The organism is Curtobacterium sp. Leaf183 (assembly GCF_001424385.1).
Classification (GTDB): domain Bacteria; phylum Actinomycetota; class Actinomycetes; order Actinomycetales; family Microbacteriaceae; genus Curtobacterium.
Window position 1 is genome coordinate 352,027 of the sequence record NZ_LMPO01000008.1, and the last position, 13,974, is coordinate 366,000.

The following is a 13,974-nucleotide window of genomic DNA, read 5'->3' on the forward strand; positions in this document are numbered from 1 at the left end:
CGGTCCGGCTCAGCCGCGCGGCGGTTCGGCCATGACGACCGGGTGGTCCTTGTGGATCACGCCGACCTTGGCGGCACCGCCCGGTGAACCGACTTCCTCGAAGAACTCGACGTTCGCCTTGTAGTAGTCGGCCCACTGGTCGGGCAGGTCGTCCTCGTAGTAGATGGCCTCGACCGGGCAGACCGGTTCGCAGGCACCGCAGTCGACGCACTCGTCCGGGTGGATGTAGAGCGACCGATCGCCTTCGTAGATGCAGTCGACGGGGCATTCGTCGATGCACGCACGGTCCTTGACGTCGACACAGGGCTGGGCGATCACGTAGGTCACGGTCGGGGTGCTCCCTTCGAACTGAGCGGTTGCGAGTCTACTCGTGCGACGCGGCGGAGCCTGACCGCGCGGCGACACCTGTCGCAGACCCGTCGCCCGAGCGCGTCGACGTCGTGGAACCGCCGCCCGAGCGCGCTGCGCGCAACCCGGACAGGTCCGGCCACGCGAGCGCCAGCATCGCGATGACAGCCGGACCGAACGTCCAGACGTACCCCGCGGTGTTCGCCAGCACGAGCGGCGAGCTCTGCCCGCCGACGGCGACCAGCACCTGGGTCGCGACGATGATCCCGATCCCGACGGCGGCGACCATCGCACGGGACCGGTAGAGCAGCCGCACGCCGACCGTCAGACCGACCGCGATGAGCGTCGTCAGCACGATGCCGGCCGGGAACGCGCCGAGCGTCTGCTGGTGGGTGATCGTCCCCAGGCCACCGGCGAGCACCCCGAGCACACCGGCGACGACGACCGAGGTCACCTTGCCCGCCGGGGTCATGTCGGCGAACGTCTCCGGTGCGGGCTCGGCCGCCGGTGCGTCGTGCCGGAACGCCTCGACCGCGGGGGCGTGCTGCCGGACGCCGTGCGGCATCACCCACGACAGCGCGGTCGGGTCGGCGGGGTCGACCGGGTCCACGGTCACCTGCGAGCGGTACTGCTCGATCGCCGCACGGACCTTCGCCCGGACGGGCAGGACGTCGACGGTCATGTCGGTCCCCGCGGCGTCGTCGGGGTCGACGATCATCGAGAACGGGACGTCCTCGGCACGGGCGGCGTAGCGGGCAGCGTGGTGCACCCGGACGTGGTCGGGGTGTCCGTAGCCGCCGTCGTCGGCGTAGCTGACGACGGCGTCCGCCATCGTCGAGCGGATCGCGGCACGGACGTCGTCGACGACCTCGCCCAGGTCGGCAGCCGTCAGGGAGTCGGCCGGGGCGTCGTCCGCGGCCTGAGCACGCCCGTCCGGCCCCCACTGCATGCCGGAGTCCGTGTAGCGCCGTTCGGGCAGGTCGGTCGGGCGAGCGCCCGGTCCCCCGAGCCACAGGTGGTCGGGTCCGCCGAGGGCAGCGAGTGCCGCGCGGATCTCGGTCTCGCGGTGCGCCGCCACGCGCGGTCCGTCGCCGGCGAGCGGTGCGAGCGACGCGGTCAGCATCTCGCCGCGCTCACCGCGGGTCGCCGTCAGCACGGTCACGTGCGCACCGAGTTCGAGCAGGGTCGCGATCGTCCCGCCGGACGACAGGGTCTCGTCGTCGGGGTGGGCGTGGACGAGGAGCACGCGCTCGGGGCGCGTCGCGGAGGCCTTGGACATCATGCCCAGGGTACTTCGCCTAACGCGGGGTCACGATGTAGGTCGCCGTCGCGCCGCCGTCGCCCTTCGAGAAGGTGAGCACCACGCGGTGGTCGTCGCTCCGGAAGATCCCGAACGCGCTCGAGGAGTCCGCGCGCTTGGCCGACTCGGTGAACCCGGCGTCGGTGAGCTGCTGCGCCGCGGCGGCGAAGTCGTCGACGGACGATGCCTGCACCTGCACGACCCACCCGGAGTCGTTCGGGCCGGTCCCACCGCCCTTGACCGTGCCGTCCACCAGCGGGACGGCCGCGGTCGGGAACCCGTCGGGGACCTGGCCGTCGCTCGTCACGTCGGCACCCTTGAGCGCGGTGTCGAGCGCACCGTCGATGCCGCCGGCGACGTTGGCCATGCCCTGCTCGATGGCCTTGCCGTCGATGTTCCGCACGCCGTCGCTGACGCTCGACGCCACGGAGGAGCCGAGGTCGGTGGCCTGCTTGACCGACTCACTCGAGCAACCGGTCAGGCCGGCCAGGGCGATGCCGGCGGCGACGGCGGCAACGAGCGGAGTGCGGAGGGAGGAACGCATGCGCCGACCGTAACCGACCATCCGGGAGGCCGGGCCTGAGTTCCCTGAGAAGGTCACCTGTGCGTCGGGCGCGACCACGGCCTCCTGTTCGTCCCGGCGCGTCAGCGCAGGTATGCGCCGACCGCCGCGACGAGCGCGTCGACGCCCACCGGGATGGCCGTGTCGGCCTGCGGCGCGTAGAACGGCGAGTGGTTGCTCGGGATGTCAGCACCGGTGCGGAACAGCTCCGGGTCGGTGATCCCGGTGAACCAGTAGACGATCGGCACGCCGGCCGCGGTGGCGAGCTGCCCGACGTCCTCGGACGCCATGGCGAGCCCGGATTCCAGATCGACCGCCTTCGGGACGACCGGGCGGATCGCGTCGAGCACCCGCGCCGCGTGCGTCGGGTCGTTCACGAGCACGTCGGCACCCGGAGCGCGCTCGATGGTCGGGGCCGACAGCCCGCCGGCCTCGCTCTCGGCGCGGACGATGCGCTCGATGGACGCGACGATGCGGGCGCGGGTGTCCTCGTTGCGGGCGCGGGTGGAGATCTCGATGACGGCCGTGTCCGGGATGATGTTCGGCCGGGTGCCGGCGTGGAACGTGCCGACGGTCACGACGCCGGCGTCGCTGGGGCCGACCTCGCGCGACACGACGGTCTGCAACCGGACGACCGCCGACGCCGCGGTGACGATCGGGTCGAGCGAGGCCTGCGGGGCGGACCCGTGCGCACCCCGTCCGTTGAACGTCACCGTGAAGCGGTCGCTCGAGGCCATCACCGGGCCGGAACCGACGGCGACCGTGCCGACGGGCGCCGGCGCCGAGTGCTGCCCGAGGACCACGTCGGGCGTCGGGAACCGGTCGACGAGGCCGTCCTCGATCATCGCGCGGGCGCCGGAGATGACCTCTTCGGCGGGCTGGAAGACGGCGACGACCGTGCCGTGCCAGTCGGCCGTCGTGGCGACCAGACGCTCGAGCGTGCCGAGCAGCCACGTCACGTGGATGTCGTGGCCGCAGGCGTGCATGGTGGGGACCTCGCGCCCGGTCTCGTCCGTGCCGCGGTGGGTGCTGGCGTACGGCAGGCCCGTCTGTTCCTCGACCGGCAGGCCGTCCATGTCGGCGCGGAGCCACACCACGGGGCCGTCGCCGTTCGTCAGGACCCCGACGACGCCCGTCCCGCCGACAGCGGTGGTCGTGTCGATGCCCAGGTCGGCGAGCCGGTCGGCGACGATGCCGGCCGTCCGGTGCTCCTGGAAGCCGAGTTCCGGGTGGGCGTGCAGGTCCTGGTACAGCGCGAGGAGGTCGATTGTCACCCGACCACCGTATCGCCCGACACCGACGCGGCGGCCACGTCGACGACGTGGCGGACATGCCGACGGCCCGGCCACCTGGAGCGGTGACCGGGCCGTCGGACGGAGGCGGGGCCTCCTGGGTGTGCTGTCCGGCTACGCGTCCTGGCGCTTGAGGCGCGCGTAGGAACGCTGGCGGGCCGACGCGTCGAGCTCGACCTTGCGGATGCGGACTGCGGCGGGGGTGACCTCGACGCACTCGTCCTCACGCGCGAACTCGAGGCACTCCTCGAGCGACAGCTGCCGCGACGGCGTCATCGACTCGAAGGTGTCCGCGTTCGCCGAACGCATGTTCGTGAGCTTCTTCTCCTTGGTGATGTTCACGTCCATGTCGTCGGCGCGCGAGTTCTCGCCGATGACCATGCCCTCGTAGACCTCTTCGGTCGGGTTCACGAAGAACGACATGCGCTCCTGCAGGTTCGTGATGGCGAAGGGCGTGACCACACCGGAGCGGTCGGAGACGATCGAGCCGTTGATGCGCGTCTGGATCGCACCGGCCCAGTCGTCGTAGCCGTGGAAGATCGCGTTGGCGATGCCGGTGCCGCGGGTCTCCGTGAGGAACGACGTGCGGAAGCCGATCAGGCCGCGCGACGGGACGATGAACTCCATGCGCACCCAGCCGGTGCCGTGGTTCGTCATGTTCTCCATGCGGCCCTTGCGAGCGGCCATGAGCTGCGTGATCGCGCCGAGGTACTCCTCGGGGGTGTCGATCGTCATGTGCTCGAACGGCTCCTGGAGCTTGCCGTTCTCGTCACGCTTGGTGACGACCTGCGGCTTGCCGACGGTGAGCTCGAAGCCCTCGCGACGCATCTGCTCGACCAGGATGGCGAGCGCGAGCTCACCACGGCCCTGGACCTCCCACGCGTCGGGGCGGCCGATGTCGAGGACCTTGAGCGAGACGTTGCCGACGAGCTCGCGGTCGAGGCGCTCCTTGACCATGCGGGCGGTGAGCTTGTGGCCCTTGACCTTGCCGACGAGCGGGCTGGTGTTCGTGCCGATCGTCATCGAGATCGCCGGGTCGTCGACCGTGATGGTCGGCAGCGGCCGGACGTCCTCGGGGTCGGTCAGGGTCTCACCGATGGTGATCGTGTCGAAGCCGGCGACGGCGACGATGTCACCGGGGCCCGCGGACTCGGCCGGGTAGCGGTCGAGCGCCTTCGTGATGAGGAGCTCGGTGATGCGGGCGTTGACGACGGTGCCGTCGTGCTTGACCCACGCGACCGTCTGGCCCTTCTTCATGGTGCCGTGGAAGATGCGCAGCAGCGCGAGGCGACCGAGGAACGGCGAGGCGTCGAGGTTCGTGACGTGCGCCTGCAGCGGGTGCTCGTCGTCGTACTTCGGGGCCGGGACGTGCTGCAGGATCGCCTCGAACAGCGGCTCGAGGTCGTCGTTGTCGGGCAGCTCGCCGTCGTTCGGCTTGTTGCGGCTCGCGGCACCGTTGCGACCAGAGGCGTAGACCACGGGGACGTCGAGGATGGCGTCGAGGTCGAGGTCGTCGACCTCGTCCGACAGGTCGGAGGCGAGGCCGAGGAGCAGGTCCTGGGACTCGGAGACGACCTCGTCGATGCGGGAGTCGGGGCGGTCCGTCTTGTTGACGAGCAGGATCACCGGGAGCTTGGCGGCGAGGGCCTTGCGGAGCACGAAGCGGGTCTGGGGCAGGGGGCCCTCGGACGCGTCGACGAGCAGCACGACACCGTCGACCATGGACAGGCCGCGCTCGACTTCCCCACCGAAGTCAGCGTGACCCGGGGTGTCGATGACGTTGATCGTGATGGGGCCGTCGGCGCCGAACTCGGTCGCGTGCTTGCCGTTGTAGAGCACCGACGTGTTCTTCGCGAGGATCGTGATGCCCTTCTCGCGCTCGAGGTCGTTCGAGTCCATCATGCGGTCTTCGCCCTCGAAGTGGGCGTCGAACGAGTTGGTCTGCGTGAGCATCGCGTCGACGAGGGTGGTCTTGCCGTGGTCGACGTGTGCCACGATGGCGACGTTGCGCAGGTCGGACCGGGTGGCGAGCGCCATACAGGACATCCTTCAGTTTCTGGGAGAGTGTCGGGCCAGTAGTCGATCAACACAGTTGCCGTCGACGGCACCGCACCCGCGGGCAGAACGCCCGACACACCAGTCTACCGGTAGTGCGCAACCGACAGGAGTACAGCGAATGAGCCGACGGCGAACGTGGTCCGAGATCGCGATCGTCCTGCTGCTCTCGCTGGGCGGCAGCGCGCTCTACTCGATCCTGCAGATCATCGACGACCTGTCGCAGACGACCCCGTTGGGCCAGCAGTCCACGGCGCTGAACACGTCGACCACGACCGTGCAGTACGTCGACCTGGCGCGGCAGCTCGTGGGCATCGCGGTCGACCTGGCCCCGGTCGCGCTCGTGTGCTTCCTGCTCTGGCGCAGCACCCGCCCGCACCTGTCCGCGCTCGGGATCGACCGGTTCCGCCTCAAGCCCGACCTGGGCCTGCCCGTGCTCATCGCGCTCGGCATCGGGATCCCCGGGCTGGCGCTGTACTTCACGGGCCGCGCGCTCGGCTTCACGGTCGACGTCGACCCGGCTGCCCTCGGCTCGTACTGGTGGACCGTCCCCGTCCTCCTGCTGTCCGCCGTCCGGTCGGGGCTGCAGGAGGAGGTCATCGTCATCGGGTACCTGTACCGGCGTCTGGGCGAACTCGGCTGGGGACGCTGGCAGATCATCCTGTCCACGGCGCTGCTGCGGGGCAGCTACCACCTGTACCAGGGGTTCGGCGCCTTCGTGGGGAACGCCGTGATGGGCATCGTGTTCGGCTGGATCTACACGCGGTGGGGGCGGCTCATGCCGCTCATCGTCACGCACTGTCTGCTCGACGCGGCGGTGTTCGTCGGGTACCCGTTCGTCGCGCACGCGTTCCCGCAGCTCTTCTCCTGATCCCTGCCGCGACGAGCGAGTGGCCGATCACCGCAACGACGGCGTGTCCTCCCGGGATCGTTTCGGATCGGGGTATTGACACCACTTCTAGGGGCGCGCACCATCGTCGGTACGAGAGGTCCACCACGGACTTGCCTCCCCGGGGAATCGGGTCGCCAGCTGGTACGCGCAAGGCGTTTCACGTCCGCTCAGCAGGCGTCCCCGGGGAGGTGTCCTCATGGACGCCCTCCTACGATTGCAGGATGAGCGACTCCCCCGCCCCCGACGTCGTGCGGATCGTCGCCCCCGGCATGCGGACGCTCGCCGTCGCGCTGTGGGTCGTCGCCGCGGTGCTGTTCGTCCTGGGCTTCGTCGTCCGGGGCACGAGCCCGGCGTGGCTCGTGCCCGTCCCGAGCCTGTGCGTCGNGCGGTGCTGTGGCGTCCCCGCCTCGAGCTCACTCCCGACGCGCTCGTCGTCGTCGACGTCCGCCGGACCTCGACCTACGCCTGGCCTCGCGTCACCGGGATCCGGACCAAGTACGGCATCGAGGTGCAGTCCACCGAACCCGATCGGCGCACCTGGATCGCGCCCCGCCCGACGGCGCGCCTGCGCATCGACCGACCGGGAGGCTCGGTGCCGGCAACCGTCGACGCCGTGGCGGCCGAGGTGCTCGCCCGCGTCCCCGTGGTCGCGGTGCAGGACGGCCCACCGCCGGCGACGGTCGCGGCGCTGCCCATCGTGCACCGGGCGCACGGCTGGTCGATCCTGGCGATGGTCGTCCTCGGCGTCGCGGCGTCGCTGGCCGCGGCGCGACTCTGACGCGACCGGAGAACGACGAACGGGGCGCGCCACCGTCGGTGACGCGCCCCGTTCCGGTCGTGCCTACTGCTTGTAGCCCACGTCCTGCCACTTGACCGAGGACTGCTGGAACTGTGCCGGACCGTAGTTCACCAGGTCCTTGCGCACACCCCAGGCGTAGGGCTCGGCGAACAGCGGGATGGTGCCGGCGACCTTGACGATCTTCTTGTCGATCGCGTTGGCGTCGTCGATGCGCTTGGACGCGTCGAGTTCGGCGTTCGCCTTGTCCCAGGCCGCACCGAGCGACGAGTCCGTCACGCCGGTGTAGTTCTGGCCGGCGTCGGCCGGGTAGTAGATCGACTTGAGCGAGGACACCGGGAACGGCGTGCCCTGCCAGGCGAAGTACGTCGCGTCGAAGTCGCGGCCGTCCGTGGTGATGTACTTCGTGAAGAAGTCATCGGTCGGGACGGTGTCGATCGTCACCTTGAAGCCGGCGGCCTTGGTCTGCTGCTGGACCAGCTGTGCCACGTTCGCCGAGTTCGGGTTGTCCGACGGGATCACGAACCGGACCTCGAGCGTCTTGCCGCCCTTGGTCGCGTAGCCGTCCGAACCGATCTTCCAACCGGCGTCCTCGACCTTGGACTTCGCCTTCGCGGCGTCGTAGCCGTACACGCTCGAGACGTGGTCGGTGTAGCCCTTCTGACCGGGCAGGTACACCAGGCTGTTGAGCACCCCACCGGGGCTCTTGACCGGCGACAGGATCGCCTGGGCCAGGACCTTGCGGTTGATCGACTGGGCGAAGGCCTGACGGACCTCGGCGTCCTTGAAGACGTCGGCGGTGCCGTTCAGGGTGATCTGCCGCTGCGTGGTGCCGAGCGAACGCTCGATCTTGGAGTCCGAGCGCGAGTTGGCGGTCTTGTAGTTGTCCGCGCTGCCGTTCAGGTTGAACGCGTCGAGCTCCTTGTTGGCGTACGCCTGCGAGACGCCGTCCCGGGACACCGTCTTGAAGATGATCGTGTCGAGCTTCGGTGCGTCACCCCACCACTTGGAGTTCTTCTCGAAGGTCACGACACCGCCGTTGGTGTCGAAGGACTTCAGGATGTACGGGCCGCCCGACACGTACGTCGTGCCGTCAGCGGCGTACGGACCCTTGGCCCACGCCTTGTTGAAGTGGTCGGGGGTGTCCACGGCCCAGTAGGGGTAGATCGCCGTGAAGACCGACGGCCAGTCCGCGTTCACCTTCGAGAAGGTGACGATGACGTCCTGGGCGCTGGAGCCCTGCGTGACCGAGTCGACGTCCTCCCAGACGTTCGTGGCGAGCGGGGCGAACGCGGCGTCCTTGCCGTTGAGCGCCTTCCAGTTCGCCTCGACGTCCTTCTCGGTGATGGGGGTGCCGTCGGACCAGACCGCCTTGGGGTTGATCTTGATCTCGACGGTCTGGGGCGAGTCCTTCGTCAGCTTGATCGAGTCGACGTAGTCCTTGTTCGGCTCCCACTCCCCGTTCTCCTTGAACTGGATGAAGCCCGGCAGGTAGGTGCCGGAGATCGTGTTGTCGTCGACCGTCCCGGAGTCCAGGTTGGCCAGCTGCCAGTTGGCGGGAGCGGAGTCGATGGGGAGGGTGATCGAGCCCCCGTCCTTGATCGAGTCACGGTCGGCCGTGGTCCAGCCGGTCGACTTCAGCGACGACGAGGCGACCGCCGAGCTGTCGTTGCCTGCCGTTCCACCGCCGCCGGAGCAACCGGCGAGCACGACGGCGGACGCCGCCGCGAGGGCCAGTACGGCCGTTGCCTTCATCCTCATTCGCATCGCGAGGATTCCCTTTCGTTGTGTCGCGCACATCGCGCCGAACACGGCGACCCCCGCCGCCGTGGCTGTTGGGAGTCGACCCTAGCCACATGCCGCGCGCCGCGGGGAACAGCAGTACCGAATCGAAACAAGGCCGTAACAGTCGTTGTCTACCGTTGCGCAAGTCGTCCTGGCCCACGCCGTCGGGCGACTACGCTGTCCCCACCGACAGCGCCGTCCGGCCGGACGGTCAATCGACCCCTGGGAACCGCCAATGCTCGCATTCATCGCGAAACGGATCGTCAACTACGTGATCCTGACGATCGTCGCGACGACGCTCGGATACATCCTCGCCAGCACCACGCTCAACCCGGCGGCCCGGTTCTACGGCAAGAACCCGCCCGTGCCGCAGGGGACGATCGACGCGGCGCTCGCCAAGCTCGGAGCGGACCCCAACGTCCCTGTCCTGGTGCGCACCTGGAACTGGTGGGTCGACCTGGTCACGCGCGGCTCGCTCGGGATCAGCACGCGCAGCACCGAGGTGACGGCCGACATCGTCTCGCGATCCGGCACGAGTCTGCGGCTGCTGGTGATCGGCGCGCTGCTGGGCGCGGTCCTCGGTGTGCTGCTCGGCGTCTGGAACGCGGTCCGGCAGTACCGGACCTCCGACCAGGTCTCGACCTACCTGTCGTTCGCGGTCCTCGCGACGCCGGTGTTCGTCATCGCGGTCGTGCTCATGATCCTGGCGACCGGGCTCAACAGCGCCGTGGGGACCCAGGTGATCCGGTTCACGGGCGAGTACACGCCCGGGTACGGCGGTGGGTTCTTCGCGAACCTCGGCGACCGCCTGGTGCACCTGCTGCTGCCGACGATCTCGCTGACGATCGGTGCCGTCGCGAGCTACTCGCGGTACCAGCGCTCGGCGATGCTCGACGTGCTGTCGAACGACTTCATCCGCACCGCGCGGTCGAAGGGCCGCACGCGCGGTTCGGCGATCATGCGACACGGCGTCCGGGTGGCGCTCATCCCGATGTCGACGTTCTTCGCGTACTCGTTCGGCCTGATCCTGACCGGCGCGAGCGTGACCGAGCTCGTGTTCAGCTGGCACGGGATGGGCGAGTACTTCGTCACCAGCATCACCAACAACGACGTCAACGCAGCGGCCGGGACCATCCTGTTCACGGCCATCCTGGTGCTCATCGCCGGGACGCTGGCGGATCTCCTGTACGCGGCGCTCGACCCGCGAGTGAGGGTGTGACCCGTGTCCGTTCTCGACCCCACCACCACGACCACCGCCGGCGACCCGGGTGACGGCAACGCCGGTGTGCCCGCGCACGTCGTCGACGCCACCAGCCGGCGCGTCCCGTTCTGGCGCAAGGTGCTCGGCACCTGGCGCGCGCGGATCGGTGCCACGGCGCTGCTGCTGATCATCCTCTGGGCCTTCGTCGGCCCGCTGCTCTACCACTGGAACGCGGTGGACTCGGACGGACTCGCGTTCGGCATGGGGCCGAGCGCGTCGCACTGGTTCGGCACGAACGACATCGGCCAGGACATCTACGCGCAGACGCTCGTCGGCCTGCAGAAGTCGCTGCTGATCGGGCTCATCGCCGGTCCGGGGTCGACCCTCATCGCCGGTGTCATCGGCGCGATCGCCGGGTACTTCGGCGGGTTCGCCGACCGGGCGATCGTCTGGGCGATCGACCTGCTGCTCGTGATCCCCTCGTTCTACGCGCTGGTGCTGCTCAGCCCGGTGTTCAAGAACCTGACCTGGGTGGCCCTGATCATCGGGCTCGCCATCTTCAACTGGATGATCATGGCGCGGGTGATCCGCGGGCAGACGATGTCCCTGCGCGAGCGCGACTACGTCAAGGCAGCGCGCTTCATGGGCGTTCCCGCGCGCACGATCATCCGTCGGCACATCCTGCCGAACGTCGCGTCGCTGCTGATCATCGACGCCACGCTGGGCGTCGGGGCGATGATCCTGGCGGAGAGCACCCTGAGCTTCTTCGGGTTCGGCATCCAGGTGCCCGACGTGTCACTCGGCACCCTGCTCGCCGCGGGCAGCCAGTCCGCGGTCACCCGTCCATGGCTGTTCGTCCTGCCCGCTGCCACCCTCGTCGCGACCGTCCTGTCCACGAGCCTGCTCGGCGACGCCCTGCGCGACGCCATCGACCCGACCTCCGGAGCCAACCGTGACTGACCCCCTGCTCTCCGTCTCGGACCTCTCGGTCACCTTCAACGCGAAGACCAGGCCGGTCTACGCGGTCCGTGGCGTCGACTACGAGGTCCGCCAGGGCGAGTTCCTCGGGATCGTCGGCGAGTCCGGATCCGGCAAGTCGGTCTCCTCGATGGCCGTCATGGGCCTGCTGCCCTCGTCGGCCCAGGTCGGCGGCAGCATCAAGTACGACGGCCGGGAGCTCGTCGGCATGAACGACCGCGAGATGTCACGGCTGCGCGGCCGCGACATCGCGATGGTGTTCCAGGACCCGCTGTCGGCCCTGACGCCCGTGTACACGATCGGCCAGCAGATCGTCGAGGGCCTGCGACTGCACGACCGGTCGCTTACCGCGCACGCCGCCCGCGCCCGGGCCGAGGAGCTCCTGCGGGTGGTCGGCATCCCGAACCCGGCACGACGGCTGGACGCGTTCCCGCACGAGTTCTCCGGTGGCATGCGGCAGCGGGCCATGATCGCGATCGCCATCGCCAACGACCCGAAGCTCATCATCGCCGACGAGCCGACGACCGCGCTCGACGTGACGATCCAGGCGCAGATCCTCGACGTGCTGCAGACGGCGAAGGAGATGACCGGGGCCGCCGTCGTGCTCATCACCCACGACCTGGGTGTCGTCGCCGGCAACGTCGACCGCGTCGCGGTGATGTACGCCGGACGCATCGTCGAGAACGCGCCGGTGCACACGCTCTTCCGCGAGCCGGTGATGCCGTACACGATCGGCCTGCTCCGGTCGATGCCGAACATGACGGCACCGCGCACCGAACGCCTCGTCCCGCTCGAGGGCCGACCGCCCCTGCTCACCCAGAAGCCCACCGGCTGCCCCTTCGCGGACCGGTGCCCCGCGGTGATCGACGCCTGCCGCGACGGCGAGCCCGCCCTGCTGTCGCCGAGCATCACCAACGCGGGCGCCGGCAGCATCGCCGACCTGCCGACCGGCGCGATGGTCTCCGCCCCCGCCGTGCTCGAGGACCACACCGCCGCCTGCATCCGCCGAGACGAGATCGCCGCCGGCACGCTCGGACGGTCCGATATCTTCCCCCGTCCCGAGGAGATCGAAGAAGCGGCGACCGACCACGGCGACGACGTGGTCCTGCGCCTCGACGACGTCGTGAAGACCTTCCCGCTCACCAAGGGCGCGGTGTTCCGCCGGCGGATCGGCGAGGTCCACGCGGTCGACGGGATCTCCCTCGAGCTCAAGCGCGGCAGGGTCCTCGGCCTGGTCGGCGAGTCCGGCTGCGGCAAGACGACGACCATCATGGAGATCCTCGAACTCGCGGGCGCGCAGCAGGGCACCATCGCGGTGAACGGCGTCGACACCGCGACGCTGAGCAAGAAGGACCGGCTGGCGCTCCGGAGCAACATCCAGGTCGTCTTCCAGGACCCGATGGCGTCGCTGGACCCTCGGCTCGACATCGGCTCGGTCATCGGGGAGCCCCTGACGGTGCAGGGCGTGCCGAAGGACGAGATCCGGCGACGGGTGCAGGACTCCCTGGCGCTCGTGGGCCTCGAGCCGAGCTACATCGACCGGTTCCCGCACGAGTTCTCCGGCGGCCAACGCCAGCGGATCGGGATCGCGCGTGCGCTGATCGTCGAGCCCGCGATCCTGGTGCTGGACGAGCCCGTCTCGGCCCTCGACGTCTCGGTGCAGGCCGGTGTCATCAACCTGCTCGAGGACCTCAAGCACCGACTCGGCCTGTCCTACCTGTTCGTCGCGCACGACCTGTCCGTCGTCCGGCACATCGCGGACGACGTCGCGGTGATGTACCTCGGTCGCATCGTCGAGTACGGCAGCGGTGACGCGGTCTTCGACGACCCGCAGCACCCGTACACACGGGCGCTGCTCTCCGCAGTGCCGGTGCCGGACCCGTCCGCCGAGGCGGCGCGCGGCCGGATCCTGCTCGACGGCGACCTGCCGTCGCCCACCGAACGGGTCGACGGCTGCCGGTTCCGTACGCGGTGCCCGCTGTACCAGCTGCTGGACGACCGCCGCAAGGAACAGTGCCGCACGGTCGACCCCGCCCTGCGGCACGTGCACGGGCGCGGCGTCGCCTGCATCCAGACCGACCAGAACGACCTGCTCACGCAGCGCGCGGTGGCGGCGGTCTAGGGGCGGTCGCGTCCCCCGACGACGGACGGGAGGCTCCCCACCGGACCGGTGGGGAGCCTCCCGTCCGCCGTTGGTCGGTCCGGACCCGCTCAGACGAGGAGCGAGACCACCAGCAGCACCACGGCGACCGCTCCGACGACGAGCGCCGGTCGGTCCCACCGGCGCGTCACCGTGCCGCCGTCCAGTCCGCGGTCGCGCGCGACCGCCCACGCGTCGAGGACGACGGAGAGCTCCGGGGAGGTCGGCATGACGGGCCGCTCACCGCGCCGCGCGGGCTTCGGGCGCGGCAGTGTCGGGCCGCCCCAGCAGGTCACCCTGCGCGTGTCGGTCGCCTCGACGACGATCTGGTACCGCATCCGGACGTCCGCGACCGCCCCCCACGGCAGCTCGACGACCCGCAGCGGGTTCGTGACCGTCAGCCGGTCCGGCCGCACCACGACGGTCGGTCGGACCATGAGCACCCAGACCGCCCAGACGACGACCGCGATCGGTCCGAGCGCCTGCAGGACGACGTCCCACCGGCCCCGCACCGCGGCGTCGACCAGCAGCGCCAGCCCGAGCGCGACGACGAGGCCGGACGACACCAGTCCCCCGCGGCCGCCGCGGAGGACGATCGGTCGTCCGGCCTCGTCCTTCGTCAGGT

The 13,974-nt window shown here is 70.0% G+C and carries 12 protein-coding genes; 5 read left to right on the plus strand and 7 right to left on the minus strand.

Going from position 1 to position 13,974, the window contains the following annotated elements:
* Nucleotides 1–9: 9 nt before the first annotated feature.
* The 5 genes from fdxA to typA form a co-directional block, all read right to left on the minus strand.
* Nucleotides 10–327: a ferredoxin gene (gene fdxA / locus ASG04_RS07985; protein WP_056122211.1), complete on the minus strand. Its 318-nt coding sequence runs from the start codon at nucleotides 325–327 to the stop codon at nucleotides 10–12.
* A 37-nt stretch (nucleotides 328–364) separates the two neighbouring features.
* Nucleotides 365–1,627, minus strand: a complete 1,263-nt coding sequence (locus tag ASG04_RS07990; protein ID WP_162241703.1) for a PIG-L family deacetylase — start codon at nucleotides 1,625–1,627, stop codon at nucleotides 365–367.
* A gap of 19 nt (nucleotides 1,628–1,646) precedes the next feature.
* Nucleotides 1,647–2,192, minus strand: a complete 546-nt coding sequence (locus ASG04_RS07995; RefSeq protein WP_056122216.1) for a hypothetical protein — start codon at nucleotides 2,190–2,192, stop codon at nucleotides 1,647–1,649.
* Between the two features lie 101 nt (nucleotides 2,193–2,293).
* Complete coding sequence (locus ASG04_RS08000; RefSeq protein ID WP_056122219.1) at nucleotides 2,294–3,484, minus strand: amidohydrolase; 1,191 nt, start codon at nucleotides 3,482–3,484, stop codon at nucleotides 2,294–2,296.
* Nucleotides 3,485–3,616: 132 nt separating this feature from the next.
* Nucleotides 3,617–5,539: a translational GTPase TypA gene (gene typA, locus ASG04_RS08005; protein ID WP_056122222.1), complete on the minus strand. Its 1,923-nt coding sequence runs from the start codon at nucleotides 5,537–5,539 to the stop codon at nucleotides 3,617–3,619.
* A gap of 139 nt (nucleotides 5,540–5,678) precedes the next feature.
* On the opposite strand from typA, the gene ASG04_RS08010 reads away from it, so the two are divergent.
* Both ASG04_RS08010 and ASG04_RS18075 read left to right on the plus strand, forming a co-directional pair.
* The gene (locus ASG04_RS08010; RefSeq protein ID WP_056122225.1) at nucleotides 5,679–6,428 is read left to right on the plus strand and encodes a CPBP family intramembrane glutamic endopeptidase; all 750 of its coding nucleotides are present in this window, start codon (nucleotides 5,679–5,681) and stop codon (nucleotides 6,426–6,428) included.
* Between the two features lie 409 nt (nucleotides 6,429–6,837).
* Complete coding sequence (locus ASG04_RS18075) at nucleotides 6,838–7,227, plus strand: PH domain-containing protein (RefSeq protein ID WP_156463575.1); 390 nt, start codon at nucleotides 6,838–6,840, stop codon at nucleotides 7,225–7,227.
* A gap of 63 nt (nucleotides 7,228–7,290) precedes the next feature.
* On the opposite strand, the gene ASG04_RS08020 is transcribed toward ASG04_RS18075, so the two are convergent.
* A complete protein-coding gene (locus ASG04_RS08020) occupies nucleotides 7,291–9,006 on the minus strand; it encodes an ABC transporter family substrate-binding protein (RefSeq protein WP_162241704.1) in 1,716 nt (571 codons plus the stop codon).
* Nucleotides 9,007–9,265: 259 nt separating this feature from the next.
* On the opposite strand from ASG04_RS08020, the gene ASG04_RS08025 reads away from it, so the two are divergent.
* The 3 genes from ASG04_RS08025 to ASG04_RS08035 are packed head-to-tail and all read left to right on the plus strand — an operon-like array spanning nucleotide 9,266 to nucleotide 13,331.
* Nucleotides 9,266–10,249: an ABC transporter permease gene (locus tag ASG04_RS08025; protein WP_056122234.1), complete on the plus strand. Its 984-nt coding sequence runs from the start codon at nucleotides 9,266–9,268 to the stop codon at nucleotides 10,247–10,249.
* 3 nt (nucleotides 10,250–10,252) lie between these two features.
* On the plus strand, nucleotides 10,253–11,191 hold the full coding sequence (locus ASG04_RS08030; protein WP_082517893.1) for an ABC transporter permease: 939 nt from the start codon (nucleotides 10,253–10,255) through the stop codon (nucleotides 11,189–11,191).
* On the plus strand, nucleotides 11,184–13,331 hold the full coding sequence (locus tag ASG04_RS08035; protein ID WP_056122237.1) for an ABC transporter ATP-binding protein: 2,148 nt from the start codon (nucleotides 11,184–11,186) through the stop codon (nucleotides 13,329–13,331). Before ASG04_RS08030 ends, ASG04_RS08035 begins: the two co-directional genes overlap by 8 nt.
* A gap of 89 nt (nucleotides 13,332–13,420) precedes the next feature.
* Here the strand turns inward: ASG04_RS08035 and ASG04_RS17980 are convergent, their stop codons facing one another.
* Entirely contained in the window at nucleotides 13,421–13,915 is a 495-nt protein-coding gene (locus ASG04_RS17980) for a PH domain-containing protein (protein WP_056122240.1), read from the minus strand.
* Nucleotides 13,916–13,974 lie beyond the last annotated feature (59 nt).